The sequence below is a fragment of the Schaalia sp. 19OD2882 genome (genome assembly GCF_018986735.1).
GTDB lineage: Bacteria > Actinomycetota > Actinomycetes > Actinomycetales > Actinomycetaceae > Pauljensenia.
Window position 1 is genome coordinate 838,038 of the sequence record NZ_CP065521.1, and the last position, 26,826, is coordinate 864,863.

A 26,826-nucleotide genomic window follows, 5' to 3' on the forward strand; every position below is an offset into this window, starting at 1 on the left:
GAGGGCGTACCTGTCCCGCACCCACGTCACCCAAGACCCCAACCCACAAGAGTCGGCCGTTCCCCCAATCAGCGGTCACCAGCGCCCGTGGTCGCGGGTGACAACACCCCCGGATCATCCATGGACAGGGGCAAGACATCATGCCCACGACCACTGACCGGGCACCGGACCATCCAGAACCACCAACAAGGTCACGGGCGGTGTTCTCGTTGCTGGGTTGCTTCCAGGGCAAGTGAGAAGTGGCGAGATGGACCCGGTATGTGTGGCCGGGATGATCTTGGCGTGGTGGGCTGTCTTGGTGCCTTGATCCCGGGCCATACTTGCTCGCTGCGTCTTTGGTAGCTTGTTGAAGTGCGCAATCACCGTGTCGGCGGTGGGGCCGGCGTGCGTGGAGGTCAGAGTGACCAGCCCGGCGAATCCACTGACCTGTTGCACCGGTCGAGGCGCACAAGGCAGCGTTGTTGGCGATGATGGGATTTCCTTCCCAATCTCCAGGAACCCGCCGCCCCGTGGGTCTTGGGGCCGCATTCGATCAATGGGCGCAGGGCGATGGTCGGCCCGCCCCGGGTGCAGCCAAAGGTGCAGGGTCGGTGGCGGGTGAGTATTGGAGGGCAGAAAATCTCTCGACAGGCGAGTGCGGCACGTGGGATCGCGTAGATGTACTGGTAAATCGTTTCGCCGCAGATGCTCCGGCCTTGCGCATTGGGAGAAGTCGCCGTACATTCCCCCTCAGGTCTGCCGTCTCCAGAGGCAAGTGGTCTGCGATCTGGTTCGGGGGACATGGTGCCGCAAGGTCCATTCCCGCCCGTGCTTTGAGTGCCGAGCCGGCAGTAACCTTGTGTGGCTGGGGCCGGGCCCGGCGGCGTTGTGCGGCCGCCTCCGCGCTCACGACCTAACGCCCCACGTTCTTGTCGTATTTCGGCGGATCTGCCTGGAGATCACCGACGGGCACCGACCCAGGTACCAAGCAATCTGATGAAACGACAGGCCTGCTTTCGTCCCCGTCCCGATCGCTGCCCTGTCACTCAATGACAACGACACACGCCACATGGATACCTCCCTACCCGGTCAGACCCCACCAACAGGGAGTGTTGCTTCGACGCTACGCCGCCGCCATCTCGGCCCTCGAGGAGTGCGCCCTCGTGGCGCCAGAATCTGCCCACCGGGATCGATGCCACGCAGTTCATCCCATGCGATGGCGGCAATTGTCTTGAGCCCACATGTCGTCGAGGTGTGGAATGGTGTGAGTGTTCGGCGCGCCTGTGTGCCGGCAGCCATGTCGCGACACGCGTGCTCGGGGCGAGGCATGGCAGGCATGTTACAATTATCTGACAGTGTGTCCGTTTGTGCTGGTGAAGGTGGTTTTCTCATGGGTTCGTCGTCACTTGAGGGGATGGTGGGGCGTTCCTCCACTGCTCTGATCACCATGGGTGTCCTCGGGGTGCTGTGGGGGCTGGTGCTCGCACTGTGGCCGGGAGTCTCCGCAATGACCTTTGCCATCATCTGGGGTGCCTACGCGCTCATGGACGGGATCAGTTCACTGGTCATGGCCTTCAGGGACCGCAGTGCCAGGGGCTGGTACTTGGTCTCTGGAATCCTGGGATCAATTGCGGGTGTCGCCGTCATGGCGAGTCCAGGTATCGGCTTGGCCGTATCGGCATGGATCCTTGGCATCTTCCTGCTTGCTCGCGGCGTCACTGAACTGGTGACCGCATTTGCTCCCAAGGCCATGGTGGACAAGGTCCTCTTGGCGCTCGGTGGCGTGCTGTGGTTCCTGGCCGGCCTCGTCGTCCTGGCCAATCCTGCCGAGGCGCTGCTGACCCTGACCTGGCTCCTGGGACTCATGGCAGTGGCTTGGGGCATCACGTTGGTCGTTGCGGGCTTTCGTGTGCGCTCGATGGCAAAGCAATCGCCCGAAGTGGCCTGACGTCCAGGGGCTCGGACGTAATGTTCCGACACCCGGTCGAACATCTGGTCGTAGCAATTCTCATCATCGGAGCCTTCTATGTGCTGCCGGTGCACCCCGGTGAGGACCTACCCCTGCGCAGTGGCCTGTCAGTGGTGCTCCTCGTGGGACTGGCTGCGGTGGTTGTCCGCCAACTGCGCTACCACTCCGAGAGAATCGGCAGGCTTGTCACCGTCTTCATCGCCGCCGTGGCGCTACTGGCCCTGACCTGTTACGCCGTGTCAGTGCACCAGCCGGGGCAATTCGTCGGCCTGGAGACACGCACCGATGCCCTCTACTTCACCATCACGACCATTTCGACCGTCGGGTACGGGGACATCCACCCTGTGGGTCAGACTGCGCGGGCCTTGGTGACGACCATGATCATTTTTGATGTCGTCTTTCTGGGTGCCTTGGCTGCGGCGGTTTCAGACAACCTGCGCCGGGCCCGACAGGCCGCCTCCCGCGGGGAAGATGGATCACGGGACGGTGCCGATGAAGGGCTGAGTGGGCCGGGCAACGCTGGAAACTCGGTGGAAGGCCGCGAAAGCACAGGACGAGGCATCGGCGGGTGACCTGCCGGGCGCGGGAATCAATGCGAGTGATTGGGGTCTGACAATGGCTGCTGGGCTGAACGCAGGGGCGCCGATGGATGCGGAACGGGGTCCGGAGGGAGCGAAGTTGTCGGCGCGCATCCACGGCATCGCCGTTGGCTACGGATTCATTGCAGGAGCGGTTGCCGGCGTCACCTTCTTCCTCATGAAGACCCTGCAACACCTCATCTGGGATCACAACCGTGCGTGGTGGTACACCGTGGTCGTGGTCATGCTCGGTGGCGTCCTCATCGCCCTCCTGCGCAACTACTCCGTGGAAGCGGATCTGGACGATCAACTTGATCCCCAAGGGCCTGCCTCCGGGCAATGGCGCAGGATCGCAGTCCTGGCCATGTCGGCCGTCATCGCGATCGGCTTCGGAGGGGCCATCGGCCCCGAAGCAGGTCTCCTGGCGGTGGTCACCGAATTCTCCGTCATCATCAAGCACCGGATCGCCCGGACCCGCGCCGAGGCCGCGCTCATCGCCGAGGCCGGCAACGCTGCGGTGCTCTCAGGCTTCTATGGTGCGCCACCCGTGGGCGCGGTCTACCGTCAGGAAAGCCCATCCATGGGGCGCTTGTCGGTCTTTGGCGCCTCCTTGGCCGGATTCGTGGCGTTCATCCTGACCTCGCGCGTGCTGGGGTTGGAATCCCACCCCTTGGAACTGCCCGGACCCGATGTGGCCACGCTGCCCGGTTTGCTGGCAGCCATCCCCGCCGCAGTGGGGGCGGGGCTGGCGGTGCTCTATCTGCTGGTGCGACATTGGTTGGGAAGGCTGGTGTCCAAACTTGGATCCCCGCGTGTGCAGACCCTTGTCGGCTCGGCCCTGCTTGCAGTGTTGTTGGGCGCATGGCCGGTGCTGCGCTTCTCGGGTCATGACGACTTCGGGGTGCTCCTCTCCCACGCCGAGGCCGGGGCGTGGGTCCCACTGGTGCTGCTGGGCCTGGGCAAAGTGGTGGCCACCGCGCTCAGTCTTTCTGCCGGATGGCGAGGAGGGGACTTCTTCCCCCTCATGTTCGCCGGTGCCAGCGCGGGCGCTGCCACCCTCGCGCTTCTTCCCTTGCTCGACATGCAGACGGCGATGGTGGCCGGCATGGCAGCGGCCACCACGGTGGCCCTGCGCAAGCCCATGGCCGTCTTCGTGCTTCTGTGGTTCCTGGTACCCGATGTCACGGTGCTGGGTTTGGCCGTGGCCTGCGTCGTGGCAGTCCTGGTGCTCAAGGCACTGCCTGAGCGCCTCCTGGCGGTCGGACACGGCAGTCAGAGCGCAGATCACTAGCAGTCTTTCGGCCGGGGAGTCGTGAAGGCATCGGGTAGGGGCCAGGGTCCCTCTCGGCGGCTTTGGGTGAGCCGGTAAACGGGGTGCCCTGGAACGTTCGGGCGGCCAGCGCCTGATCGCATCCGAGTGCGCGCTGCTCAACGGGAGACAAGTCGTGGCATGTGGCCCCCGTCAACCGCCCCGCGGGGTCGGCAGCCTCGACACGGGAGCCTTCCATGTGACGAGCATCAAATGGAGGAAGGGAATCATCGGCCGAGACAGGTAGTTGAATCTTGCATGAAGGCATTTGGATTCCTCAGTTTCGGACACTACGGACACGGCCGGGGCCCCGGCGACCCTGACGCGGGACAGGCACTCAAGGACGCGGTCGAGATCGCCGTGGGTGCCGACGAGATCGGCGTCAACGGCGCCTACTGGCGCGTGCACCACTTCGCCCGCCAGGCCGCCTCGCCCTTCCCGCTCCTGGCGACGGCGGCAGCCCGGACCTCGCGCATCGAGGTCGGCACCGGCGTGATCGACATGCGCTACGAGAACCCCCTGTACATGGCCGAGGAGGTCGCCGCCCTCGACCTGCTCGCCGACCAGCGCATCGCCATCGGAATCTCCCGCGGCTCCCCGGAGCAGGCCAAGCGCGGCTGGGAGGCCTTCGGGTACACCGGTTCCAAGGACCCGCGTGGAGCCGACATCGCCCGTGCCCATGCCGCCAAGTTCCTGGAGGCCGTGCGCGGCGTCCCGCAGGCCGAACTCGACCCGGGCAACGCCATGATCCCCGGCGAGCTCCCGCGCCTGCGCGTCGAGCCGCACTCGCCAGGCGTCGACCGGCGCCTGTGGTGGGGTGCGGCCACACGTGAAACCGCCGAGTGGACGGCACGCCAAGGGCTCAACCTCATGAGCTCCACCCTGCTGACCGAAGTCACCGGCAAGAGCTTCTCCGACCTGCAGGCCGAGCAGATTCAGCGCTACCGGGCAGCCTGGAAGGAGGCCGGCCACGACTGGAGTCCACGCGTGAGCGTCTCGCGCTCCATCTTCCCCATCGTCTCCCAAGCCGACGCACAGCTCTTCGGCCTGCGCGCAGGTGACGACCAGGACCACTACGGCATCATCGACGGCCTGCACTCCACCTTCGGGCGCACCTACGCCGCCGAGCCAGACGTGCTCATCGAGGAGCTGTCCAAGGACGAGGCCATCAAAGCCGCCGACACGCTCATGCTCACCATTCCCAGCCAACTCGGGGTGGACTACAACGTCCACGTCCTGCAGGCCTTCGCCGAGCACGTCGCCCCGGCACTGGGCTGGAAGCCCAACACAGAGGGGCCCGTCACCGGCCATCCGGTGGACTGAGGTCCGCTGCCCCGTACTGAACCTTGCCGATGTGCAAACCCGTATTGCATGGGCTCAATGCACATCGGCAAGGTTCGGCAATTTGGAAGCACTTGGAGGGTGCTGCCATCCGGGTCCCGCGCTTGGCGCCGCCCTCGTGAATTCGGATTCGAACCCGCATGCCCGCGGCCTTCTCGATCAGTGCCGCCAATCATCGACAAAACCGGGGCCGCCAACACCCGGGACGGGTCGGCACACCTCTGCCGGCGCCTGCCACCAATTTGGTTGCTCGCCGCACCCCCGCGTGAGATGGTATCGCCATGGCGCAGACCGAGAGCAACGTGGCAATGGCTGACATCGCCGCAGCCGCTGGCGTCGCCGTCTCCACGGTCTCACGGGCGCTCAGCGGTGCCCCCGGAGTTTCAGCCCAAAAACGTGAAGAAATCCTTGCCATTGCCCGTCGGCTCGGCTATCTGACGGCACCTGCTACTGCCTCGACCTCGGCGGGTCTGGCCGCCGGTGGCCCGCCGCCAGCCCGCCCGGTGTCCGGCGTGCCCCTCGACTCCCGTTGGCTTGGCCCGGGGGCACGCCCCGCGCGGATCACGGCGGTGGTCCCGGAGTCCGATCGCTGGGTTTTCGGTTCGATCCTGGCTGGCATACACGACGTTCTCGGTCCGCTGGACGTCTCCTTGCGTGTCAAGCAGGGGCTGTCTGATTCAACTCGCGCCGCCTTCCTGGCGGACCCGCACTTGGCGGATGAGATCGACCTGGTCATCCTGGTACCGGCCCCACGAGACATTCCCGTGCAGGCCCTGAAGGAGCTGCCGGTGGCGGTGGTCATTGCCGGCACCGTGGTCGAGGGCGTGGCAAGCGTCGGCATCGACGACATCGCCGTCGGCCACATGGCCACCAACTACCTGCGCAACGTCGGCCTGACCTCGATCGCCTACGCCGGTTTCCTTGACCACGAGGGCACCTACGGCGTGGCCACGCGCCGGCGCGGCGTGGGCTACAGGCAGGCGATGGAGAAGGCCGGGCTCAGGCCACGGTTCGTGCAGGCCCCTTACAGCAGCAAGCCTGGCCGGGCGGCCACAGAACTGCTGCTTGCCAGCGAGGAGCTGCCCCAAGGTGTCATCTGCTCTTCCGACGAGATCGCCGCAGACATGATCGCCACCTTCCGGCAGGTGGGCGTGGACATTCCGGGCGACATCTCCGTGATCGGGGTGGATGGCCACCCTGTGGCTTCAATGATGGGATTGACCACGATTGCGCAGCCGGCTCGCGAACAGGGGCAGCGGGCCGCCGAACTCGCCCTGCAGATTCTGGCCGCCCCCTCCGGCCCCTCGCCGGCGCCGGTCACCCTGCCCACCCGCTTGGTGGTGCGCGGCAGCACGCGCCGCTTTTCCGTCTAGTTCCGTCCAGTTCCGCCACCCCCGCTGGTTGGGAGGCGCTGCCGGACGACCTGCGGGCAACGCAACAGCTCCACGCAACTGCGCAACAAGGTCCGCAAACGCCTGCCGGGAACGCTGGGGCCAAATACTGTGCAAATCACGAACCGCTCCGTGGGGGTGGCGGTTGGCCGGCGGTGAAAGGCTGACGATGAGCTTCCAAGACAAGACGATCTACCAGATCTACCCGCGCTCTTTTCGAGACTCGACAGGCTCAGGCGTGGGGGACCTGCGCGGCATCATCGAAAAGGTGCCCTACATTGCCTCACTCGGCGTGGACATGGTGTGGTTCAACCCGTTCTTCGTCTCGCCGCAGCGGGACAATGGCTACGACATTGCGGACTACCGGGCGATCAACCCCTCGTTGGGCACGATGGAGGACTTCGAGGAGCTGGTGGCCGCACTGGGTTCCCACGGAGTCGGTGTGATGCTGGACATGGTGTTGAACCACACCTCCACCCAGCATGAATGGTTCCAGAGGGCCCTGGCCGGGGAGAAGGAGTACCAGGACTTCTACTACCTGCGTCCGGCCGGGCCTGGCGGAGAGCTGCCCAACAACTGGGTCTCGAAGTTTGGTGGCAACGCTTGGGCGCCGTTCACCGCCCAGTACGCCGGCATGGGCATCACGCCGGAGGGGGCGGCCGAAAACGGCTTCGCGCTGAACGCCGCCGGGCCGGACGCCGGCAACCCTGACCTTTACTACCTGCACCTTTTTGACGTGACCCAGGCCGACTTGAACTGGCACAACCCTCGCGTGCGCCAGGAGATGGCCGCCGTGGTGAAGTTCTGGCTGGACAAGGGCGTTCACGGGTTCCGCTTCGACGTGATCAACCTGATCGGCAAGCCGCAGGATCTTCCCTCCGCCCCGGCGGGTACGGACGACCGCGCCATGTACACGGACGGCGAAGCGGTGGTGCCCTTCCTGCGCGAGCTGGCGGCGGCAAGCTTCGGGCAGGATCCGCACAGCATCACCGTGGGGGAGATGTCTTCCACCTCCATCGAGAAGTGCATCCTCTATTCCAACCCGGACAGTCGTACCCTCTCCATGGCCTTCAACTTCCACCACCTCAAGGTGGACTACCTGGACGGCAAGAAGTGGACGCGCACCCCCTTCGATTTCGACGCGTTGAAGTCGCTGCTGTCGGAGTGGGGCGTGGGCATGCAGGCCGGCGGGGGTTGGAACGCCCTGTTCTGGAACAACCACGACCAGCCGCGCGCGAACAACCGCTTCGGTGACGTGGTCAATTTCCCGGTGGAGAGCGCCACCATGCTGGCAACCACCATTCACCTCATGCGCGGCACCCCGTACGTGTACATGGGAGAGGAAATCGGCATGACGGACCCGGACTACACCTCGATCGAGGAATACCGGGACGTGGAAGCGATCAATGCCTTCGAGGAGCTGGTGGCCGGTGGGATGAGCCGGGAAGAGGCCTTCGCGACGGTGCACGCCAAGGCCCGCGACAACTCCCGTACCCCGATGCAGTGGGACGCCTCCGCCACAGCCGGTTTCACCAGCGGCACCCCTTGGCTGCGCCCCACCAACCAAGAGCACATCAATGTGGAGGCCGAGGAGGCCGGCGGCAGAATCCTGCCCTACTACCGGAAGCTGATCCGGCTGCGCAAGGAACTACCGCTGATCGGGTACGGCACCTTCGCCCCCTACGCCCTGGACCACCCGCAGGTCTTCGCATACGTGCGGGAGTACGACGGCCAACGCCTACTGGTGCTGAACAACTTCTACGGCACGCCCACGCAGGTGGAAGTCCCGGTCGAGTTCGTGGGCGGTCGGGTGTTGATTTCCAACTACGACGATGCTGCCTCGCCCGCGCAGCAGGCCGTCAGCCTGCGCGCCTACCAGTCCCTTGCAATCCTGATCTGACCAATCGTTTTTCCAATCAAACTTGTCCCTCACCAACATCAATCATGGAGGCTCCCGATGAGTACTGCCGACAATGAACCGATTCTCTCGCCGCTGGCGGGTGAGATCGTCCCCATCGACCAGGTCCCAGACCCGGTGTTCTCGTCAAAGACGATGGGAGACGGTTTCGGTGTCGCCCCGACTGGTGGCGCCGTGGTTGCCCCCGTCTCCGGCACTGTCACCATGGTCGCCAGGACCAAGCACGCCTTCGGGATGAAGACCGAGTCCGGCGTGGAGATCCTGGTGCACATGGGCATCGACACGGTGGAGTTGGACGGCGCGCCGTTCACGCTCCAAATCGCCAAGGGGGACGTGATCGCGGCAGACACCCCGGTTGCCACGATGGACCTGGCGGCCGTTGAAGCGGCCGGGAAGTCCACCATGACGGTGGTGGTCTTCACCAACCAGAAGAAACACGGAGGCAAACTGGAGCTGCAGCAGGGCAAGGCCGAGCTGGGTGCCCAGGTGGCGGCGGTCAGCCCAGCGCAGGCCGCCAAGGCCCAAGCGGCACCGGCAGCGCGCCCGGCGGCCCAGGAGGACGACCCGGCGCGGGCGGGCCTGCAGGGCTTCGACCTGTTGGCGTACGACATCATCAAGGGAGTTGGTGGTCAGGACAACATCAAGAGCGTCATCCACTGCATCACCCGGGTGCGCTTCTACCTGAAGGACGACTCGCTGGCGGACGAGGGCCACCTCAAGAGCCTGGACATCATCGACGTCGCCAAGGCCGGCGGCCAGTTCCAGGTGGTCATCGGGCAGGCAGTTGCAGACGTGTACGAGGCGATCACCAAGCAGCTGGGCGGGGCCGGCGATGACGTGGCGGAGGAGGTGGAAAAGCCCACCACCATCCTCGGCTGGGTGAAGTTCGGCTTCTCCTCCCTGATCGGCGTGATCACCGGATCCATGATCCCGGTCGTGGGCCTGTTGGCCGCCTCCGGCATCCTGAAGGGAATCCTGGCTCTGCTCACCGAATTCAACCTGGTGCAGACCGGGACGAGCACCTACACGATCATCGACGCGATGTCCTCGTCCATGTTCTACTTCCTGCCGATCATCATCGGCTTCACGGCCGCAAAGCGGTTGGGTTCCGACCCGATCGTGGTGGCGATCATCGGTGGAGTGTTGGTCTTCCCGTCCATCGTCACGATGTCGAACCCGAAATCCGAGAATTACAACGCGTTTGCCACTTTCGGCAACACCGTCTTCAATGCTGAGTTCTTCGGCATCCCGATCTCGCTGCCGTTGGAGAACGCCTACGCGTACTCGATCTTCCCGGTCATCGTCGCCGCATGGCTGGCGGCAAAGATCGAGCCTGTGCTGAAGAAGTACATTCCGCTCATGCTGCGCTCCATCTTCGCGCCGCTGATCGAGGTCTTCGTGGTCTCCGCCCTGGTGCTGGTGGTCTTTGGACCGATCATCATGTTCATCTCCGGCGGCCTGGCCGACGGTGTCAACTCCATCCTGTCCTTCAACTACCCGGTGGCAGGTTTGATCATCGGTGGCCTTTACCAGTGCTTGGTCATCTTTGGCCTGCACTGGGCGGTCATCCCGCTGGTGGCCTCCCAGATCTCCATCGATGGTTCCTCCCCGCTGAACGCCATCCTCTCGGCCACGATGATCGCGCAGGGCGGAGGCGCCATGGCCATCTGGCTCAAGACCAAGAACTCCAAGATCAAGGCCCTGGCCGGGCCGGCCACAATTTCCGCCTTCTGTGGTATCACCGAGCCGGCCATGTACGGCCTGAACCTCAAGTACGGCCGCGTGTTCATGACCGCGTCCTTGGGCGGCGCAGTGGGTGGTCTGCTCACGGGGCTCTTCGACGTCAACATGTGGGGCTTCCCCGGCGCCTTCGTGGGCTTCCCGTCCTTCATCAACCCCAACGGAATCGACGGTAGCTTCACGGGCTACTGGATCGCATCCTTTGCGACGCTGCTGGTCTCCTTCACCGCCACCTACTTGTTCGGCTTCAAGGAGACGGACTTCGAGACCGCCAGGGAGGTCAAGAAGGTCCGACTGGGCAGGCGGGAGCCGGCCGGAGCGTGATGATTCGGCGGGAGGAAAGCCAAGAAGCGGTCCAGGCCGCCAGGGCCGCTCCCGCAGCGATCGTGGCAGGGCCCGGGGAACCGGGGCCCTGCCCACATTTGGGCGGGCGAGGGCAGCCGTGCCCGAAGCTGCGCCCAGAAGCGTGACTTGTGCTCTCTCAAAGACCGGCCGGCGTGCAGACCCTGCGAGCGCCCATGGCCCACGTCGGCCAGATCGGGGACTGGGGGCAAAGCGGATGCCTGCCCCAGCCGCGGCGGGTCTGCCACCGACTGCAGGAGAAAGGGCGCGCCAAGTGGGCAGCGCGCTACAGGCTGGGGCGAATGGTCGTTCTGCTGTCCTGCATCATCCGCATCCAGGCATTGCTGTAGAAGTGGGAGAACAGGACTGCGCCCTCGGTCCACGGGCTCGTTGTAGAGGCCACCGGCAGGGGAGCGACCTGGGCGGCGATGGTCAAGAAGACGGAGTACGCCACCAGCGCCATGCCCAAGGAGACGAAGAACCCCTCTTGGGCGGTGAAAAGCACGGGCACCGCCTGTGTGGGATCGGCGGGGTTGAAGGCCACCGTGAGGCGGGTGGCGGGCTCCACGCACGGGGCGAACAAGTGGGCGCCGCCCTCCAGGGCTTGCTCGGCTGGTCGGTAGAAGAAGTACGTCTGGCAGGAACGCGCGATCCCGGCGAAGAAGATTTCGGGCCCGCGCTGAATCGACAGGGAGACCATACCGGTGGTCCGGCCGTTCCAGATGAAGGATTGGAACAGACGGTAACCGCCCATGTACAGGAAGAACTTCGTGGAAGCCGCCAAGCCCACCAAGTGCGCAGCCAGGGCGCTCAGCCGCCCCCCCGGTGGACCGCTCCGCGTGGGCACCGGCGTCGGTGGGTGGCGTTTGCTGGTCCTCGGCGGGCATCGGCTGCATGGTTTCCCCCTGTGAATGGATTGTGTAAAGCATAAGGACCGCAGCCGTGTGCGTGTCACACTTACGAGGGACGGATGGGGAGCGAGGGACCATGAGACCACTTGACAACCTGACCGGCAAGATCGCCGCATTCGTGGAAGCCGCAGGTGAGGCGGCATGGCCGCTGCCGTTGGAGCGGGGTGAAAGCGGCGGGCCGATGGATCAGTCCGCGGTCACGAGCCCCGCACTTGACCCTGCCGCCTTCGACTTCAACGCCCTGCACGACGAGCGTGGAATCACCGCCTACCGTCTCGACTTGGCCGGCACACTCAAACGACATGCGGGCGCGTGGAACTCGGCCGGGGAGGCGATGGGAGAATGCCTGACCGAGGCGGACGGCCTTCCTGGAGCGGCACTACGGCGCGCCCGTCACCGCCACTGCCGATGACCAGGTCACCGCCTATCGGTGGTGGGCCTTGCCAGGAGGAGTGCGCCTGCACCTGGTCTCGAAAGGGGAAGAGGTGAGCGATCTTTGGGTGACCCGTCTCAACGCCGCCGCCGACTTTCCTTCTGCCAGTGATTTTTCCGCCGCCGGGCGCCCTGATGGCGCCGTCCCGTGGGCCACACAGGCCTTTGAGTCCGCCGAGATTCCTCCCGCTGCCGCGATCACCCCCGTGATGACACCGGCTCTGATTCATGGGGACGGCTTTTTCGCGCTGGTGGACGCCATGGGGGCAGAAGAATGGCCGGTGAGCCTTGGCGGACTGCTGCGATTTGCCAACGACATGGGCTGGCTGCGCCTGTCGGGGTCCTTTGAACACTTCTTCCTTGCCGGGGGTGGCGCACTGGAGACAGTCAGCCATCCTGGTGGGCGACCACAACTGGGCGTGATCTTTGCGCCGCCGGCCGTGACCGTGAGCAGCGAGGGCCCGGGAAAGCGCAAACTCTCAATCGAATTGCCCGCATTCGCCTGCGAGGGCGAGGCGCGCCAGGGCATGGAGCATCACCTCGGTGAGGCCGTCAGCACGCAGATCGAGGGCGGGTGGCAGTACCAGTGGCAGGCCGGCAACCGGGTCATGACCCTGACGGAAATCGGGGGCCGAAGCGTGCTGAGCGTAGTGGATGAACAGGCCGCCACTGGCGGGGGCTTCGATGAGGACCAGGTGCTGCGACAAATCACCGCCCTGGTTGCGGACCTCACCGCAGTTGAAGAAGCGGCGGAAGCCCCTTCGTACTGGCGCTGGCCGAAAAGCACGGCTGGGTGAAGGTGGAGAGCGAAGAGGAGACCGTACAACGCTATGTTGCGCCTGTGGGGCCGTGGGCCGTGCCCGGCGTGGTCGTCCACTACTGCGAAGATTTGGTGCACCAGGTGTTTTGGCAGCCCGTGCCCTACTCTCGCACCGAGACCGGACGCGGACAACTCTTGCGGCTGCGCGAAAAACTGCAGGCGGTGTTCACCGACAGGTACGGGAGATTGAACCGGAGGGGGCTGCTCCCCGAGACCCCCGAGGAAGAAGTCAGCGACGAAGACAAGTATGTTCCGGGCTATTGGTTCTACGCGGAGAACCACAAGTCCATCGTCACAGTGCTGGAGCAGGAAGCCGCCCTGCCGATCTTCGTCACCTATCCGCTTTGGCAGGCGATCGAGTACTCGGGGTTCGACGATGAGGATGAGGATGACCATGTTGACGAGGATGACCATGTCGACGATGAGGATGACCATGTTGACGTGGCCGAGGATGAGGGGGAAGAAGCGGGGGGACAGATGCCGGAATGGTTCGAGGAATTCTGGCACCGTCTTGAGCCGTTGCCGGGGCCACCTGTGCTGTCCTACGGAGAAAGGCACTTCATGGCCATAGCGTGTGTCTTACTACTGTCGGTGATCATCAAGGCGATCTGGTAGTCGACGCAGCCGGGCGACGAAGGCGTTCGTGGCCCGGCGCCGGTTCCGGCACTTTGCCGGCGGCAAGAACAGGGCGCTGCAACTGCGAAGTCCAGGTTTCAAGTGGAGGAGCCGGCCTCAGTCACGGTGCAGACGGACTTTGCGCGCGGCGGGACCGGCATTGAATCGCCCCGTCCGCACCCGAAGCTCGCACGGGAACCACAGTCGTAGGGACGGGCACTCCGCCCTCGTCAGACAAAGCGATCCGCCGTGCCGCTTCCACTGTCCTCTTCATCCTGCTCGTAGACGTCTGGAACACCGTCGTGATCAGCGTCCACCGCGTCGGCCTCGTTGATGCGCCGGTACACGCGGTTGCGCAGCACCAGGATCACCGAGGCCAAGCCAGCGGCCGACAGCGAGCCCAGCAGGACCGCGATCTTCACGACCTCGCCCCGGCCCCCCGAGTCGCCGAAGGCCAAGTCACCGATGAGCAGCGACACGGTGAAGCCGATGCCGCCCAGCACCGACACTCCCAGGACGTCGATCCACGACAGGGCAGGATCCAAGGTTGCGCGGGTGAAACGGGCCATCAGCCAAGTGGTCGACAAGATGCCGACGCTTTTGCCCACCACCAGGCCGACGACGATGCCCAGGGCAACCGTGTCCGTCAACGCCGCCCCCAGGGCCTCCGCGCCGCCGATGGTCACGCCTGCGGCGAAGAAGGCGAAGACGGGAACCGCGAAGCCCGCAGAGATCGGTCGCCAGAGGTGCTCGAACTCGTGGGCGATGTCGCGCACCCCGCTCACACCCTCGCGCAGGACGGGGACGGTGAAGCCCAGCAGGACACCGGCCACCGTGGCGTGGATGCCCGAGGCGTGCATGGACATCCATGTGGCGAAGGCCAGCGGGAACAACAGCCACCAATGGGTGATGCGGCGCCTGACCAGGACCGCGAACAGGGCCAGCGGGATCGCTGCTGCCGCCAGGAAGAGCGGCTGCAGGTCCGAGCTGTAGAACACGGCGATGACGATGATCGCAAGCAGGTCGTCGACCACCGCCAATGTGAGCAGGAAGGTCCGAAGGCCCGCAGGCAACTGGGTGCCGACCACCGCCAGGACCGCCAGTGCGAAGGCGATGTCGGTGGCGGTCGGGATGGCCCAGCCTGCAAGGGCGCCCTGGCCGTCGCCCAGGTTGAAGGCGGTGAAGAGCAGCGCCGGCACGATCATGCCGCCCACGGCTGCGGCAACGGGCAGAGCGGCCTTGGCGGGGGACTTCAGCGATCCGGCCACGAACTCGTGCTTGAGTTCCAGACCGGCCAGGAAGAAGAAGATTGCCAAAAGCCCGTCCGCTGCCCAGTGTCCCAGCGACAGGTTCAGGTGCAGCGCTGCCGGCCCCACGTGGAAGTCGCGAAGTGCCCCGTAGGTGGTGGGGGACAGGTTCGCCCAGAGCAGGGCGATGGCTGTGGCCGCCACCAGCAGCATCCCTCCGACGGTTTCCTTGCGCAGGACCTCGTTGATGTGGCTGATCTCCAGCCATGAGGGGCGCGGCAGGGCGCGGCGGACGGAACGGGATCCGGTGGTGTCCTGCGTGGGGTTGGGCATCGTGTCCTCGGGCGTCGAGCAATCGCTCCGTCGGGCGGGCAGTCCGTTGCGCGTCGGGCGTCGCGGACCCACGAGGCCTGTCCTCGCGGCGAATGCGGGCGTTCGTGCAGCTTAGTCAATGTGGGACGAGGTCGGGGGGAGGGCCCGCACCTGCGACTCGCCGTGCGGCTTCGACAGGGCAGCGGAGGTGAGGACCACAAGTGAGTCGGAGGAGTTGGAGCCCGGTCGGCGCAACGATTCGGGGCCGTGGGGCGACTTGGCCACTCGCTGTACTCGGTAGCATCCCGCGAGAGGAGAACACGACGCCACTTTCCGATGAGACGGGGGTGGCCAGTTTGGATGAGGAGAGGATTGTCCATGCACGGCATTGCGGGATCGGGCCTCAAGGTGATTGCCGGGTTCGCGGCTGCCACCGTGGCTGTTGAAGCTGCGGTGGCCTTCGTCAGTGCTGTGGGACCTCAAGGTGGGCAATCGGAAACAGTCACCAGGGTCATCGACGGAGACACCATCGAGGTCCAGCTGGCAGGCAGGAGCGCCATCGTGCGTTTGCTGAACATTGACACCCCGGAAACCAAGCATCCCGAGAAGGCTGTCCAGTGCTTGGGACCGGAGGCCACTGCATTCCTCACGGATCTGCTGCCAGCAGGGCAGGCCGTCACTCTCGACTTCGACATCGAGCGAAGTGACGAGTACGGTCGACTGCTGGCTGGCGTTCGCAAGAACGGCACGCTCGTCAACGCGGCGATCGCCGAGGCCGGCTTGGGCGTGGCAGTCCTCGTCAAGCCGAACACCGAACACTACGCAGAAGTGAAGGCCGCACAGGAACGCGCTCAGAAGGCAGCGGTGGGCCTGTACGACGCCGACACCTCCTGCACATTGCCTGCCCGGGTCACCTCATTGGTGCACTCATATGCCGCAGCCACGTCGACCCCTCCCGAAGATCTGCAAATTGGTTCCTTCGACGCGATCTCGACCGACGCCGCTCGTCTGCGCGACCTCATGGATGCTCTGCCCCACACTGATGAGACCGCGTGGATGAGGGCCGCCTGGGACGTCAAGAGGCTCTCGGCGCAAGTGCGCGACATCGAGGACGCCGCCTCGACGCTGAAGGCGGAGGTCAAGAGACGCCAGGACGAAGCTGCGGCGAAGGTTGCCGCCGAAGCGAAGAAGAAGGCTGATGAAGCTGCTGCAAAGAAGGCCGCGCAGGAACGTGCGGCTCGTGAAGCAGCCGAGCAGGCCGCACGGGAAGCCGCCGAGCGCGAAGCCGAAGAACAGGCGGCGCAGCAGGCCGCAGCGGATCCGGATCCGGTTCACGTTCCCGACCCGGAGCCCGGCCGTACACCTGACCCCGATCCGCTTCCCGAACCCCGGGCAGGGTCCGGCGACGGTGAAGACGAGGGACATGATGCTTCCCCCTACCCCGGGTACACGGGACCTCGGTGCTACGCGCCTGGCGGCCGTGCTGAAGGCCGAGAGAGTCAGCCGCGCAGTACCCGACAAACCATCGCCTCGTAGGGGGCCATCGGGCGACGGCGGTCCGGCGCCGTGCCGAGCAGCACCTCCAAGGGCCTGTCCGCGTGGCGGCGGGGCAGAGGGCGCCCGGAGAGGTTGACCTCGATGAAGAGGCGTTCGCCCTCGTGTTCGCGGAAGTACGCGAAGTAGTCGCGCACGCCCTCGTCGACGAAAACGATCCTCCCCAGTGACAGTGCAGGGTGGGCGCGGCGCAGGGCGATGAGAGCCCGGTGGAAGGCGAGCACCGAGTCCGGGTCCGTCTGTTGCTCGGCGACCGTGAACCCTTGCGAATCCTCGTACCCGGCGATCCAGGGAGTTCCGGTGGTGAAGCCGAGGCCGGGCTGCGGACTCCACCGCATGGGGGTGCGCGCATGGTCGCGGGACCCGGTCACGATCTTGCCCCAGGCGGTGGGGCCTTCTTCGGCCAGGAGGTTCAATGACTCGACGTCACGCAGGGCCTCGGCGCCGGGGAAGTCCTGGTTGACGGAGGCGATCTCCTGACCCTGGAAGATGAAGGGCGTGCCACGCATGGTCAGCAGCAGGGTGGCAAGCGCCTTGCCGAGGGGTGCGCGCACAGCCGGATCTGGATTCACCTTCGAGATCATCCGTGGATTGTCGTGGTTCTCGAAGAACAGGGTCTGCCAGTCGTCGCTGCCCAAACGCCTCTGGTAGTCGATCCAGTAGTGCTTGAGGAAGTTCAGGTCGTAGGCGTAGTCGTCCCAGCGGACATGTCCCGGAGTCTCCAAGTGGTCGAAGCTGAAGACCAGGTCCAGTTCGCCGCGTGTGGCGTTGGTCAGGAGCCGGGCAACCTCAATCCCGACCCCCGGCCCTTCGCCGACCATGACGGGTCGGGCGTCCTGGCCCGGCGCCTCGTGCCCTGCGTCCTGGCCGGGACGGGTGAAGCCCTCGCGACGCAGCTGCGCCAAGTGGTCGTGCAGGTGAGGACCGTGGAAGTAGTGCTCGACCCCGGTGAAGCCCATGAGCCGGCCGATCGCCGCGTTCCCGTCGGGCAGGCCCGGGCGCTTGGACACGTAGTTGATGACGTCCAGGCGGAAGCCGTCGATGCCCCGGTCCACCCAGAAGCGGACGATGTCGGCGACCTCGCGCCGCACCGCGGGATTGTCCCAGTTCAAGTCGAGCTGTTCGGGAGCGAACAGGTGCAACGCCCACATGTCACCGATGCGCCTCCACGCCGACCCGGAAAAGAACGACGTCCAGTTGTTGGGTGGGGCGCCTGAAGCATCGGCCCGGCGAAGGAAGTAGAAGTCGCCGTACGGGCCCTGCGGGTCCGCCAGTGCCTGACGGAACCACGGGTGCTGGTCGGAGGTGTGGTTCACCACCAGGTCCAGGATCAGTCGCATGCCGCGCCGGTGACACTCATCCAGCAGCTCCTGCAGATCCTCCACCGTGCCCATCTCGGTCATGACGTCCCGGTAGTCGCAGATGTCGTAGCCCATGTCCACATTGGGTGAGGCGAAGATCGGCGAGAGCCACAGGCAGTCGACGCCCAGGTCCTCCAGGTGGTCCAGGTGCCCGATGACGCCGCGCAGGTCGCCGATGCCGTCCCCGTCGCTGTCGGCGAAGGAACGCGGATAGATCTGGTAGAAGACCGCCTTCTTCCACCATGTGGGTGCCACGGGAGCGTCGGCCAGTGGGGGAGAGGGCGGGCAGTCGCCGAGCAGCGCCAGCAAGGTCTCGACGAAGTCCGGACCGAGGAAACGCGCGACCAAGGGCCGCACGCAGGACAGGCGCAGGCGTCGGACCAGCGGGTTCGTCACCCACGCCGGGCTGCGCCCCATCTGCATGAGGATCTTGTCGATGACGTCGCGACCCAAAGGATGGGCGTAGACGTCGCCCAGTGTCGAATTGTGGTCCAGTGCCATCGCTTCACCCTTCATGGCTCGTCACGCCGGCGTCAGAGGCGGCCTCGTGCTTCCCTTGGCGCAGGTCCTGCATGATTGCGGCGAAACGCGCCTCGTCCAACCGGTAGCCGCGTCGCAGAACCGCCCACGCCAAGGCCGTCAGGAAGATCGGGACCACCAGCATGACCAGTTTGAATGCGTGGACCCCGGCGGGAGTCACGTCCGGGACCGAATGTGCGGCACTGATGCCCGAGACGAGCAGCGCCACTCCGATGAACCCCGAGGAGATCCCCGTCGACGCCTTGTAGATGAAGGGCTGGACGGCAAGGGTGATCGACTCGTTGCGTCGCCCGAACCTCCACTGCCCGTACTCCACGCAGTCCGTGACGAACATGAGCATGAGCAACTGGATGATTCCCTGCCCGGCGAAGAGCAGCACCCCGGCCACCGCGACCAGCGCCAGAGAAGAGCCGGCGAACCAGAAGACCCCAAGACCCACTGCACTGGAGACCATGCCCAGGTTCAACAGCTCAGAGCGTCGAAGGCGCGCCCGAAGGGCAGGAAACAGGGCAAGAGCCCCCAACTGGGCCACTGCAAGGATCACCGCGAAGACCGAGTAGGCGTCCTCGTCCCTGTACACGTACTTGAACCAGTAGATGCCCAAGCTGGTCACCGTCATGTAGCCACTCATGTACGCCAACATCGACGCGGTCACCCACATGAGCTGGTCATTGCGCACGAGCACGCCCAGCACCTCACGCAGTGACGTGCGTCGACGCTCGGGCTCCACGCGCTCGCGGGTGAAGGCCAGCGTCAGCATCTGGAACCCCAGATTCGCGGCGACCAGGATCCCGGCGTAGGCCAACCAGCCTCCGGTCGCACTGCCCACCAGTTGGCCCAGAGCCTTCGTTGCCGGCACCACCGACACGACCACCACGAAAAGGCCCGCATTCGCGCAGATCCGCGCCACCGACCCGATGCGCTCACGCTCCCTCTGATCCTGCGACAGGGCAGGCAGCATGGACCAGAACGAGATGTCGTTGATCGTGTAGGCGATGGACCAGACCAGGTAGACCACGGTGAACCACGCGATGAAGGCCCACCCACGAAGGTCTGGGGCCATGAAGAAGGCGAAGGTCGCCGCACACCACAGGACGGCGCCCAGCGCCAACCACGGCTTGAACTTTCCCCACCGGGTGCGCGTGTTGTCGATGATCATCCCCATGATCGGGTCGTTTGCCGCGTCGAAGATCCTCATGACCACCAGCACCACGGTGACCGCCCCAGTGGCGGCCGTGCCGATGTGGGCCACCTCCGTCAGGTAGAAGATCAGGTAACCGCCGACAAGCGCAGCCGTCATGTCACGGCCCACTGTGCCCAGGCCGAAGCTCAGGCGGTTCCTCCAGGGATTGGGGTCCATGGCCAACACCCTATTGAGATCAAGGCCCGCCGTGGCCCGCTTGACCACGAGGGCGGACACACGTCGGCCCCGTCGCGAAGTGGGCGGGGGACAGTGGACAATGGTTCGACCATGAACACGGCCTCCGCACGAAATGAAGTCCCGTCTGCCTCAGGAACACCCGAGACCGGGTGGGCCTCCAAGCGCGTCGACGCCTTGACGCTGGGCACGGCCCTGGTCGGTGTGGCGCTGACTGTCGCCCTCGGAATGTGGGCGCGCACCTGGAGCGGTGACCTGACGGTGACTGCATGGTTCAACTCCGCCCACACGACGTGGGTGGGACCGCTGGCCGATGCCGTCTACCGCAGCCTCAAACTCTTCGGCGCGATCGCCTTGGCGGTGGCGATGTCCGGGATCATTGCCGTGAAGAACAAGGACATGTGGGTGGGCGTCCACTACGGGGCGGCGGTCCTGATCACATGGGCGCCGGTGAACCTGCTGAAACTGGTCTTCAAGCGCCCTCGCCCCCTCGTCCACCTGCTGCCCGACCCCAGCGGCATCACACCCACCGACTGGTCCTTCCCCAGCGGTCACACGACATTCGTGGCCACGCTGGTGGCAGTCGGGGTCCTCATGTCCAGGTCCTCGCGTCTGCGCCGCCTCGTGGCGGGCCTGGGCGTGGTCTGCATCGCAGCGATCGCCGGGATGGTCATGGTGGTCGGAGTGCACTTCCCCAGTGATGTCCTCGGCGCCCTCGTCTGGGCGGCAGGAGTCGCGCCGCTGACAGTGGCACTGGGCAGCCACCTGCGCCGCTGGAGGCTCAGGCGACGATGTTCTCCAGAGGCTCTCCTGCAGCCACATGCTTCAACTGGCGCCTGATGAGGTTGGCGGCCCTGGTGAAGAAGGCCGCTGAGCGTCCTCCGACATGGGGGCTGACCAGCACGCCGGGGGTGGTCCACAGCGGGTGGCGGTCGGGCAGGGGTTCCGGGTCTGTGACGTCCAGCCCCGCGCGGATCCTGCCGCTGGCGCAGGCCTCCACCAACGCGCCGGTGTCCACAACGGCGCCACGCCCCACATTGACCACCAGAGCCCCGTCGGGCAGGGCCGCGAGCACCTCGGCATCGATCAAGCCCGCTGTGGCGGGTGTGGCCGGCAGGACGCAGATGAGGACGTCGCACTGCGGCAGGATCGACGGCAGGTCCTCGATCCCGTGGACGGTTTCGACGACCTCGTCACCCTGACGCCGGCGGGAGGCCACGGCCGTGATGGAAGCCGGTTCGAAGGGCGCCACACGCCGGGCGATCGCCTTGCCGATGCTGCCGTATCCCAGGATGACGACACGCCGGTCGGCCAACCCCGGTTCGAAACCCATGGGGCGCCACGTCTGCATGTGGTGGTTGCCCGCCCAGTGCAGTGCGCCGCGTTGGCTGGCCAGGGTGAGCGTCAAAGCCTGTTCGGCAGTCGCCGTCTCGTGGATGGTGCGCCCGTTGGACAAGGCGACGCCCTGGGGCAGGTGGGGCAGGGCGTCGTCGTAACCTGCGGTGAGCAGCTGGACGGTGCGTACCTTCGGGGTGCTGGCCAGCTGGTGCCATGGGTGTCCGCCGACCTGGTAGGGCATGCACACGTAGGTGGCGTCGGCGACGGCTTCGGACGGGGCGTCGAGGTTCCAGGCGATGACGTCCACGCCCTCGACGAGGCCGACACGTGGCACCCATTCCTGCGGGATCGTGGCGACGGCTCGGGTGTCCTTGGCGGTGGACATGGTGGCCTCCTCCTGGGCGGCGGTTCGATGTCCCCAATGCTATCGACGGGCGGGCTCGCGCGGGCCCGGCGTGAAGGGATTGTCCGCAGAGCGGCGGATCACTTTTCGGCGATCGCCAGTTGGAGTGCGAGAATCGCTTCTCCGACGACGTCTCTGCTGAGCAACCCCGGACCCAACGGGCCCGAGGCGGCCTGGCCGAAAGCCCGCGTCCTCCCCAAGGCCTCCTGCGCGCGCCTACGTGCGGTTGGATCGTTGTCGACCAGATCGATGCCCGGCTCGGCGCATTCGGCCACCCAAGCGGCCAAGTCCCTGCGTTGAGAGTCACTCAGTGTCTGCGGCGAGGTCATGGCCCCTCACCGCCGCTCTTTGGGCCCAGCAGTGATGCCGCCGTGCGCCTCAACAGGTCGGTCGGCAGGTCCGCCAGATGGACAAGCTGGTCGACGAGGTCGCCCGCGGGCGCGCCATGGACAAGATCCTGCGCGGGTGAGACAGGCCCGCACCCCTACGACACACCGGATTCTGCCCGGAGAACCCGAATCCTCCCGGGAGCGCGGCCGCGCGCGAGCGCACCGTCACACACGTCACTGCGCGAGCAGCGGGACGCTGTCCAGCCCGTTCAACCTGTAGACCTCCGACATCTGCTCGAGCACACGCTGGGCAGGCCACTCCACAGGGACCGACACCAGAGTGCCCTTCCCCACATTTTCGAGGACCACCCCATCGGGAACCTGCTGCACGCGGCCGACGCTCTCGTTGACCCACACGCGGTAGGCGATCGGTAGCTGCCATCCCTCGCCAGGCGCCACGCGCAGAAGATCCCTCTCCTGGGCGGCCACGAATGCGGGGTCGAAGGCGGTGATGGCAGCCCTGGTCGCCGCATCCCAGGTCACGGGCGCCGAAACGTCGGACTTCGTTCCGAAGGCGTGGGTCATCCCGGGAGATGCCACAGCGGGCGACAGCTGTGCCTGTCCGGCAAAGACGTTGAGGAGCGACTCCACCGGGCTGTGCACGCTCCGCATCCACACTCCGTGGCCCCCCGCTGGATTCGAGTCACGGGTTTCGCCGGTCTCGACGCCTTGGCGAACCAGAGCGGTCAAACTGGCGATCGAGCCGTCCCAGGCGCCATCGAGGGAGGCCCACCTGCCCCCGCCCATCCTGGTCGAGAAGTCGGCGATGTAGGCCTCTGTCATCTGGGCAATGCGCTTCGGCGTTTCGCCGGTTCTCGTCCATGCGCAGCGAACGGAGAATCGGGTCAGGTCCCAGGTCATCGGTCGGCCTCCAAGATCGATCGGGTGTGGATGACGACGATGCGTTTCATCCCGTGGGCATTGAGCAGATCGCGGATGGCTTGAGCGCCCGCGGGGGTGGACACATGCCATTCGATGACCGCGCCTCTGGCATCGGCAGCGATCAGTTGGGCGCGGGCCTGGTCGACGAGCATCATCCGGGTGAACAGGGACTTCAGGGCGAAAGGGTCGTCGAACAGGTGTGTGAAGCCGTACTTGGCATCCAGGTAGACCAAAGGCGTGGAGGTTCCTGGCCGTTCCACGGCGCCATCGAAGTAGACGTCCCCGACAGGACCTCGCACACGGTACTTGATCTCGTTGTCGCAAGCGTCGTAGTGGATTCCGGTGATCTGCTGCTGGTAGGCAGCGGCCGGGTCGACCGGTGGTCTTGTGTTTGGACTCGGGATGCCGTACTTCATGGGTGGATGTCCTTCCTGAGGTCTCGCGCCGGGTCGATCTCCACGTGGGGAGGTACCGCGATGCCCAGTCGCGCTGCTTCGTGCCCGTCCGAGCAGATCTCTTCGATGGTACGAGTGCGTGACCACCTCTGGGCCTCCGACGCTTGTCGTGGAGGGCTACCCCGTCCTCGTGAGGGAAGCGGAGGAAGCCGGTCCGTCCCCTGAGACCACTTCGGCATCCGCGCCACTGTGGTCGCAGGATTGCACGTGGAATCAGCTGAACTCAGGAGGAATGATGATCAGGGTGGCGATCAACGGGTACGGAAACCTCGGCCGCGGAGTGGAGCAGGCCGTCTCGAAGTGTGAGGACGTGGAAGTGGCCGTCGTCTTCACCAGGCGCGACCCCGCCGGCATCACCACCAAGGGCGCACCCGTCGCACACGTGGACGAGATGGCGGCGTGGGCGGACAAGGTCGACGTGTGCGTGAACTGCGGAGGCTCGGCCACCGACCTGGAGACCCAGGGCCCGCAGACGACCGCCATCTTCAACACCGTCGACTCCTTCGACACCCACGCGCGCATCCCCGAGCACTTCGCCGCCGTCGACGCTGCCGCAAAGGACGCGGGACACCTGGCGCTGATCTCCACCGGCTGGGATCCGGGCCTGTTCTCCATGCTGCGCGTCCTCGGTGACGCGGTGCTGCCCGACGGGACCTCCACCACCTTCTGGGGGCCGGGCGTCTCGCAGGGGCACTCCGACGCGATCCGCCGGATCGAGGGCGTCATCGACGCCCGCCAGTACACGCTGCCCGTCCCGGCCACCGTCGAGGCCGTCAAGAACGGGGACGAGGTCGAATTGACCACCCGCTCGATGCACACCCGCGACTGCTACGTCCTGGCCGAAGAAGGGGCGGACGTGGAGCGCATCGAGCGTGAGATCACGCAGATGCCGAACTACTTCGCCGACCACGACACGATGGTCACCTTCGTCACCGCCGAGGAAATGGCGCGCGACCACGCGGGCATTCCGCACGGCGGAACAGTCATCCGCCGCGGCGTCACCTCCGAGGGCGTGGCCGCCAACGTGACCTTCGAACTGCAGCTGGGTTCCAACCCCGAGTTCACGGGCTCCGTGCTGGTGGCCTTCGCTCGCGCAGTGGCCCGCATGGCCGCACGCGGCCAGGTCGGAGCCCGCACCGTCTTCGACGTGACCTTGGCGGACCTGTCCGCAAAGGAGCCGCAGGAGCTTCGCGCCCACTGGCTGTGAACCACGTAGTGGCGGCGCCCGGCGGGAGATCTCCCGTCGGGCGCCGCCGTCCTCGTCCCAAGTTCCTTCGCCAGGCCCAGGAACCACCTACTTGGCCGGGTAGGGCTTGGGCAGGTCCATGCCGCGCTGCGCCATCACCTCACGCAGCCTGGTCGGGTGGTCGGAGATGATGCCGTCCGCACCGGCTTCGATCTGCGCCGCCATGGTTTCGGGGTCGTTGATGGTCCACGGGACCACCTTCATTCCCGCCGCATGCGCGCGCTCGCACAGTTTCTTGTCGGCGATCAGGCGGAAGCCCTCGTCCTTTGCCTTCTGGCCGTAGGGCACTGAGTAGCCGGGCGAGAGCACGGAGACATTGAGTTGGCGTGCGGCTTTGACGATGTCGCCGCCCACTGCGTCGAAGTCGATGTCACCCGTCCACTGCGAGCCGGACAGTCATGTGGTTTCGTCCCACAGGAGCACCAGCGGAATGTTCGGATTCTTCGCGTGCACCAAGGGCAGGGAACGCCAGTCGAAGGATTGGATCATCACCTTGTCGGTGACGCCCGCCTTGTCAATGACCGGCAGGATCGCGTCGACGAACTCCTGCGGGGTGGCCGACTTCGAGCGCTCGATGGCCTCCAGTTTGGTCTCGATGTTGTAGTGCACATCCGCCCCACGCCTCTTCGTCAACTCGAAGACGTCGGCCAGTTGCAGCATCTTGTTGCCAGCCACCTGTTCGGCGTCGGGGAACTTTTCGAGCCCGCCGGAGCAGTCCAGGGTCTGCAGCTGGGCCCAAGTGAGGTCGTGGACCAGTTTGCCCACGTAGGGGAACTGCGGGTCACCCTCGGTTGCGGCTTGAGTGTCCTTGCACTTTTCTGGCAGGACCACCGGGTCGTGCCAGACGACCGGTGTGCCGTCCTTGGCAAGGACGATGTCGAACTCCAGGGTGGTCACCCCCAGGTCGAGGGACTTCTCGAAGGCCCGCATGGATTCTTCGGTGGTTTCACCGCGACCTCCCCGGTGGGATTCCAGGTCGAATGAGGCGGGAGGGTTTGCCGCCGCGGGGCCCACGGCGGAGCCGGCGGCCCTGTCCGAGCCCTGGCTGAGCGTGCCCGGGCCGGCTTGGGAGATCGTGGCGCCCGATGCGACGAACAAGCCTGTGCCGATGGAGCCGCCGATGGCGATCATCGTCAGGTGACGGCCGACCAGTGACCGGCGGAGCTTTCGCGACTCGGCGTCGCTGTGCCCGTCGGCGGGGGTGGACGTCGAGGCGGGATCCATCGGGGTGGCGGAGGGCTGCTGGGACATGAAGGGCGTCCTCCTGTGGTGCGGCCGGCGGTCGGGTGACGTGGTCACGCTAGACCCTGTGCGGACGAGGGCGCCCCCGGCGTCCAACGGCTGGGCCGCCGACCTGCGGGGGCGAAGGACGTGTGCGCCGACGCGCTGGTGAGGGCCTGAGGGGCGGAGCTGGCCTACTCTGCTCACATGGACACAGCCTCGCCCTCGCCCCTTGTCGACGCCGTCGAATTGAGCGCCCTGCTTGCCGGGGATCCCGGAAGCCGCCCCGTCGTCCTTGACGTGCGTTACCCGGGTCCCGGCTCTCCCGTCGACGGCCATGCCCAGTACCTGCAGGGGCATGTGCCGGGTGCCGCCTACCTGGACATGGACACCGCCCTTGCCGCCCCCCACGTTCCGGGCGTGACCGGCCGTCACCCCCTGCCCGAGGTGGAGGTCCTGCAGGCGGCCCTGCGTGCGGCCGGCGTCAGCGCAGGACGCCCCGTCGTCGTCTACGACGACTGGAAGTCGATCGCCGCTGCACGTGCGTGGTGGCTGCTCCTGTGGGCCGGGCACGAGGACGTGCGGGTCCTGGACGGAGGCTGGCGCGCATGGCGGGCCGGTGGAGGAGCCGTCGAAGGTGGAGAGGTCGTGCCGGTGCCAGGCGATGTCACGGTGCGACCCGGTGGGCGCCGCGTGGTCGAGGCCCAGGGCGCCGCGCGCATCGCCGAGACCGGTGTCCTGCTGGACGCGCGTCCGGCGAATCGTTTCCGTGGAGAGGACGAGACCATCGACCCCGTGGCCGGCCACATTCCCGGCGCGCGCTCACTGCCGGCCCTGGAGTTGGTGGACGAGACCGGGCGCTTCCTTCCTGCCGCGGAGCTGGCCGCCAAGTTCGAGGCCGTCGGGGCGGCTCCGGGGGTCGAGGTCGGCCTGTACTGCGGATCCGGAATCCAGGCCTGTCATGCGGCTCTGGCGGGCGCTGCGAGCGGAATCCTTGCCGACCCCGTCTTGTATGCCAGTTCGTGGAGTGGATGGGTCACGGACGCAGATCGGCCAGTCGCGCTCGGCTGAGCCGCGGAATCACGCGGAAAAGTCCGGCTAGCACGTGGGGACCTCCAAGTCAACGAAAATCTGCATTCCCCATCAAGAGTTGTT

At 66.0% G+C, this 26,826-nt stretch carries 23 protein-coding genes and 3 pseudogenes; 15 read left to right on the top strand and 11 right to left on the bottom strand.

All coding sequences use genetic code 11. The features are described from left to right. Nucleotides 1-885 precede the first annotated feature (885 nt). Nucleotides 886-1,050: a helix-turn-helix domain-containing protein gene (locus I6B53_RS11285; RefSeq protein ID WP_216764912.1), complete on the bottom strand. Its 165-nt coding sequence runs from the start codon at nucleotides 1,048-1,050 to the stop codon at nucleotides 886-888. Nucleotides 1,051-1,369: 319 nt separating this feature from the next. On the opposite strand from I6B53_RS11285, the gene I6B53_RS03710 reads away from it, so the two are divergent. The 7 genes from I6B53_RS03710 (at nucleotide 1,370) to I6B53_RS03740 (ending at nucleotide 10,549) form a co-directional block, all read left to right on the top strand. Next, nucleotides 1,370-1,927 carry an HdeD family acid-resistance protein gene (locus tag I6B53_RS03710; protein WP_216764913.1) on the top strand — a complete coding sequence of 186 codons (558 nt, stop codon included), beginning with the start codon at nucleotides 1,370-1,372 and terminating at the stop codon, nucleotides 1,925-1,927. 20 nt (nucleotides 1,928-1,947) lie between these two features. Beyond that, the gene (locus I6B53_RS03715) at nucleotides 1,948-2,520 is read left to right on the top strand and encodes an ion channel (RefSeq protein ID WP_216764914.1); all 573 of its coding nucleotides are present in this window, start codon (nucleotides 1,948-1,950) and stop codon (nucleotides 2,518-2,520) included. Nucleotides 2,521-2,563: 43 nt separating this feature from the next. Then, nucleotides 2,564-3,817, top strand: coding sequence for a chloride channel protein (locus tag I6B53_RS03720; RefSeq protein ID WP_216764915.1), 1,254 nt, complete (start codon nucleotides 2,564-2,566; stop codon nucleotides 3,815-3,817). A 276-nt stretch (nucleotides 3,818-4,093) separates the two neighbouring features. Further along, entirely contained in the window at nucleotides 4,094-5,158 is a 1,065-nt protein-coding gene (locus I6B53_RS03725) for an LLM class flavin-dependent oxidoreductase (protein ID WP_216764916.1), read from the top strand. Between the two features lie 299 nt (nucleotides 5,159-5,457). Beyond that, entirely contained in the window at nucleotides 5,458-6,549 is a 1,092-nt protein-coding gene (locus I6B53_RS03730) for a LacI family DNA-binding transcriptional regulator (protein ID WP_216764917.1), read from the top strand. Between the two features lie 187 nt (nucleotides 6,550-6,736). Then, nucleotides 6,737-8,467: an alpha,alpha-phosphotrehalase gene (locus I6B53_RS03735; RefSeq protein ID WP_216764918.1), complete on the top strand. Its 1,731-nt coding sequence runs from the start codon at nucleotides 6,737-6,739 to the stop codon at nucleotides 8,465-8,467. A gap of 57 nt (nucleotides 8,468-8,524) precedes the next feature. Beyond that, nucleotides 8,525-10,549, top strand: a complete 2,025-nt coding sequence (locus I6B53_RS03740; RefSeq protein WP_216764919.1) for a glucose PTS transporter subunit IIA — start codon at nucleotides 8,525-8,527, stop codon at nucleotides 10,547-10,549. 304 nt (nucleotides 10,550-10,853) lie between these two features. Here I6B53_RS03740 and I6B53_RS03745 read toward each other — a convergent pair whose 3' ends face one another. Continuing rightward, nucleotides 10,854-11,414: a hypothetical protein gene (locus I6B53_RS03745; RefSeq protein WP_216764920.1), complete on the bottom strand. Its 561-nt coding sequence runs from the start codon at nucleotides 11,412-11,414 to the stop codon at nucleotides 10,854-10,856. Between the two features lie 140 nt (nucleotides 11,415-11,554). Here I6B53_RS03745 and I6B53_RS03750 point away from each other — a divergent pair, with 140 nt between their 5' ends. The 3 genes from I6B53_RS03750 to I6B53_RS03760 are packed head-to-tail and all read left to right on the top strand — an operon-like array spanning nucleotide 11,555 to nucleotide 13,345. Next, nucleotides 11,555-11,890 (top strand): hypothetical protein, encoded by a 336-nt coding sequence (locus tag I6B53_RS03750; RefSeq protein ID WP_216764921.1) that lies wholly within the window; start codon nucleotides 11,555-11,557, stop codon nucleotides 11,888-11,890. Nucleotides 11,891-11,930: 40 nt separating this feature from the next. Continuing rightward, nucleotides 11,931-12,707 (top strand): hypothetical protein, encoded by a 777-nt coding sequence (locus tag I6B53_RS03755; RefSeq protein WP_216764922.1) that lies wholly within the window; start codon nucleotides 11,931-11,933, stop codon nucleotides 12,705-12,707. Further along, a complete protein-coding gene (locus I6B53_RS03760) occupies nucleotides 12,704-13,345 on the top strand; it encodes a hypothetical protein (RefSeq protein ID WP_216764923.1) in 642 nt (213 codons plus the stop codon). The genes I6B53_RS03755 and I6B53_RS03760 overlap by 4 nt, the downstream gene beginning before the upstream one ends. Before the next feature lie 230 nt (nucleotides 13,346-13,575). Here the strand turns inward: I6B53_RS03760 and nhaA are convergent, their stop codons facing one another. Further along, nucleotides 13,576-14,925 carry a Na+/H+ antiporter NhaA gene (nhaA, locus tag I6B53_RS03765; protein ID WP_216764924.1) on the bottom strand — a complete coding sequence of 450 codons (1,350 nt, stop codon included), beginning with the start codon at nucleotides 14,923-14,925 and terminating at the stop codon, nucleotides 13,576-13,578. 357 nt (nucleotides 14,926-15,282) lie between these two features. On the opposite strand from nhaA, the gene I6B53_RS03770 reads away from it, so the two are divergent. After that, nucleotides 15,283-16,440 (top strand): thermonuclease family protein, encoded by a 1,158-nt coding sequence (locus I6B53_RS03770; protein WP_216764925.1) that lies wholly within the window; start codon nucleotides 15,283-15,285, stop codon nucleotides 16,438-16,440. Here I6B53_RS03770 and I6B53_RS03775 read toward each other — a convergent pair. Continuing rightward, nucleotides 16,404-18,320: an alpha-glucosidase gene (locus I6B53_RS03775; RefSeq protein WP_216764926.1), complete on the bottom strand. Its 1,917-nt coding sequence runs from the start codon at nucleotides 18,318-18,320 to the stop codon at nucleotides 16,404-16,406. The two genes, I6B53_RS03770 and I6B53_RS03775, sit on opposite strands and share 37 nt — an antisense overlap. A 4-nt stretch (nucleotides 18,321-18,324) precedes the next feature. Beyond that, a complete protein-coding gene (locus tag I6B53_RS03780) occupies nucleotides 18,325-19,719 on the bottom strand; it encodes a glycoside-pentoside-hexuronide (GPH):cation symporter (protein ID WP_216764927.1) in 1,395 nt (464 codons plus the stop codon). Nucleotides 19,720-19,830: 111 nt separating this feature from the next. Between I6B53_RS03780 and I6B53_RS03785 the strand changes: the two genes are divergently transcribed. Further along, a complete protein-coding gene (locus I6B53_RS03785) occupies nucleotides 19,831-20,577 on the top strand; it encodes a phosphatase PAP2 family protein (protein ID WP_216764928.1) in 747 nt (248 codons plus the stop codon). On the opposite strand, the gene I6B53_RS03790 is transcribed toward I6B53_RS03785, so the two are convergent. Together I6B53_RS03790 and I6B53_RS03795 are read right to left on the bottom strand one after the other, a co-directional pair. Continuing rightward, entirely contained in the window at nucleotides 20,519-21,460 is a 942-nt protein-coding gene (locus I6B53_RS03790; RefSeq protein ID WP_216764929.1) for a 2-hydroxyacid dehydrogenase, read from the bottom strand. The two genes, I6B53_RS03785 and I6B53_RS03790, sit on opposite strands and share 59 nt — an antisense overlap. A gap of 98 nt (nucleotides 21,461-21,558) precedes the next feature. Then, the gene (locus I6B53_RS03795; protein ID WP_216764930.1) at nucleotides 21,559-21,807 is read right to left on the bottom strand and encodes a hypothetical protein; all 249 of its coding nucleotides are present in this window, start codon (nucleotides 21,805-21,807) and stop codon (nucleotides 21,559-21,561) included. A gap of 65 nt (nucleotides 21,808-21,872) precedes the next feature. Between I6B53_RS03795 and I6B53_RS11290 the strand changes: the two are divergent. Further along, a pseudogene (locus I6B53_RS11290) lies at nucleotides 21,873-21,947 on the top strand (DUF2200 family protein); the annotation flags it as partial. 94 nt (nucleotides 21,948-22,041) lie between these two features. On the opposite strand, the gene I6B53_RS03805 reads toward I6B53_RS11290, so the two are convergent. Both I6B53_RS03805 and I6B53_RS03810 read right to left on the bottom strand, forming a co-directional pair. Next, entirely contained in the window at nucleotides 22,042-22,728 is a 687-nt protein-coding gene (locus tag I6B53_RS03805; protein WP_216764931.1) for a hypothetical protein, read from the bottom strand. Then, nucleotides 22,725-23,165, bottom strand: coding sequence for a Tox-REase-5 domain-containing protein (locus I6B53_RS03810; RefSeq protein WP_216764932.1), 441 nt, complete (start codon nucleotides 23,163-23,165; stop codon nucleotides 22,725-22,727). The genes I6B53_RS03805 and I6B53_RS03810 overlap by 4 nt, the downstream gene beginning before the upstream one ends. 274 nt (nucleotides 23,166-23,439) lie before the next feature. Here I6B53_RS03810 and I6B53_RS03815 point away from each other — a divergent pair, with 274 nt between their 5' ends. Further along, nucleotides 23,440-24,411, top strand: coding sequence for a diaminopimelate dehydrogenase (locus tag I6B53_RS03815; RefSeq protein WP_216765319.1), 972 nt, complete (start codon nucleotides 23,440-23,442; stop codon nucleotides 24,409-24,411). A gap of 87 nt (nucleotides 24,412-24,498) precedes the next feature. Here the strand turns inward: I6B53_RS03815 and I6B53_RS11040 are convergent. Together I6B53_RS11040 and I6B53_RS03825 are read right to left on the bottom strand one after the other, a co-directional pair. After that, nucleotides 24,499-25,464 (bottom strand): annotated as a pseudogene (locus I6B53_RS11040) (glycerophosphodiester phosphodiesterase family protein). 39 nt (nucleotides 25,465-25,503) lie between these two features. Then, a pseudogene (locus I6B53_RS03825) lies at nucleotides 25,504-25,674 on the bottom strand (gamma-aminobutyrate permease); the annotation flags it as partial. Between the two features lie 204 nt (nucleotides 25,675-25,878). Here I6B53_RS03825 and I6B53_RS03830 point away from each other — a divergent pair. Further along, nucleotides 25,879-26,742 (top strand): sulfurtransferase, encoded by an 864-nt coding sequence (locus tag I6B53_RS03830; protein WP_216764933.1) that lies wholly within the window; start codon nucleotides 25,879-25,881, stop codon nucleotides 26,740-26,742. Nucleotides 26,743-26,826 lie beyond the last annotated feature (84 nt).

Excerpts from the sequence above, each read along its gene's own strand:
- I6B53_RS11285 (WP_216764912.1), bottom strand. The coding sequence starts at position 1,050 with ATGTGGCGTGTGTCGTTGTCATTGAGTGACAGGGCAGCGATCGGGACG.
- I6B53_RS03735 (WP_216764918.1), top strand. The coding sequence starts at position 6,737 with ATGAGCTTCCAAGACAAGACGATCTACCAGATCTACCCGCGCTCTTTT.
- I6B53_RS03780 (WP_216764927.1), bottom strand. The coding sequence starts at position 19,719 with ATGGACCCCAATCCCTGGAGGAACCGCCTGAGCTTCGGCCTGGGCACA.
- I6B53_RS03715 (WP_216764914.1), top strand. The coding sequence starts at position 1,948 with ATGTTCCGACACCCGGTCGAACATCTGGTCGTAGCAATTCTCATCATC.
- I6B53_RS03790 (WP_216764929.1), bottom strand. The coding sequence starts at position 21,460 with ATGTCCACCGCCAAGGACACCCGAGCCGTCGCCACGATCCCGCAGGAA.
- I6B53_RS03830 (WP_216764933.1), top strand. The coding sequence starts at position 25,879 with ATGGACACAGCCTCGCCCTCGCCCCTTGTCGACGCCGTCGAATTGAGC.
- I6B53_RS03720 (WP_216764915.1), top strand. The coding sequence starts at position 2,564 with ATGGCTGCTGGGCTGAACGCAGGGGCGCCGATGGATGCGGAACGGGGT.
- I6B53_RS03770 (WP_216764925.1), top strand. The coding sequence starts at position 15,283 with ATGCACGGCATTGCGGGATCGGGCCTCAAGGTGATTGCCGGGTTCGCG.
- I6B53_RS03730 (WP_216764917.1), top strand. The coding sequence starts at position 5,458 with ATGGCGCAGACCGAGAGCAACGTGGCAATGGCTGACATCGCCGCAGCC.
- nhaA (WP_216764924.1), bottom strand. The coding sequence starts at position 14,925 with ATGCCCAACCCCACGCAGGACACCACCGGATCCCGTTCCGTCCGCCGC.
- I6B53_RS03710 (WP_216764913.1), top strand. The coding sequence starts at position 1,370 with ATGGGTTCGTCGTCACTTGAGGGGATGGTGGGGCGTTCCTCCACTGCT.
- I6B53_RS03810 (WP_216764932.1), bottom strand. The coding sequence starts at position 23,165 with ATGAAGTACGGCATCCCGAGTCCAAACACAAGACCACCGGTCGACCCG.
- I6B53_RS03785 (WP_216764928.1), top strand. The coding sequence starts at position 19,831 with ATGAACACGGCCTCCGCACGAAATGAAGTCCCGTCTGCCTCAGGAACA.
- I6B53_RS03815 (WP_216765319.1), top strand. The coding sequence starts at position 23,440 with ATGATCAGGGTGGCGATCAACGGGTACGGAAACCTCGGCCGCGGAGTG.
- I6B53_RS03795 (WP_216764930.1), bottom strand. The coding sequence starts at position 21,807 with ATGACCTCGCCGCAGACACTGAGTGACTCTCAACGCAGGGACTTGGCC.
- I6B53_RS03725 (WP_216764916.1), top strand. The coding sequence starts at position 4,094 with ATGAAGGCATTTGGATTCCTCAGTTTCGGACACTACGGACACGGCCGG.
- I6B53_RS03750 (WP_216764921.1), top strand. The coding sequence starts at position 11,555 with ATGAGACCACTTGACAACCTGACCGGCAAGATCGCCGCATTCGTGGAA.
- I6B53_RS03740 (WP_216764919.1), top strand. The coding sequence starts at position 8,525 with ATGAGTACTGCCGACAATGAACCGATTCTCTCGCCGCTGGCGGGTGAG.
- I6B53_RS03805 (WP_216764931.1), bottom strand. The coding sequence starts at position 22,728 with ATGACCTGGGACCTGACCCGATTCTCCGTTCGCTGCGCATGGACGAGA.
- I6B53_RS03775 (WP_216764926.1), bottom strand. The coding sequence starts at position 18,320 with ATGGCACTGGACCACAATTCGACACTGGGCGACGTCTACGCCCATCCT.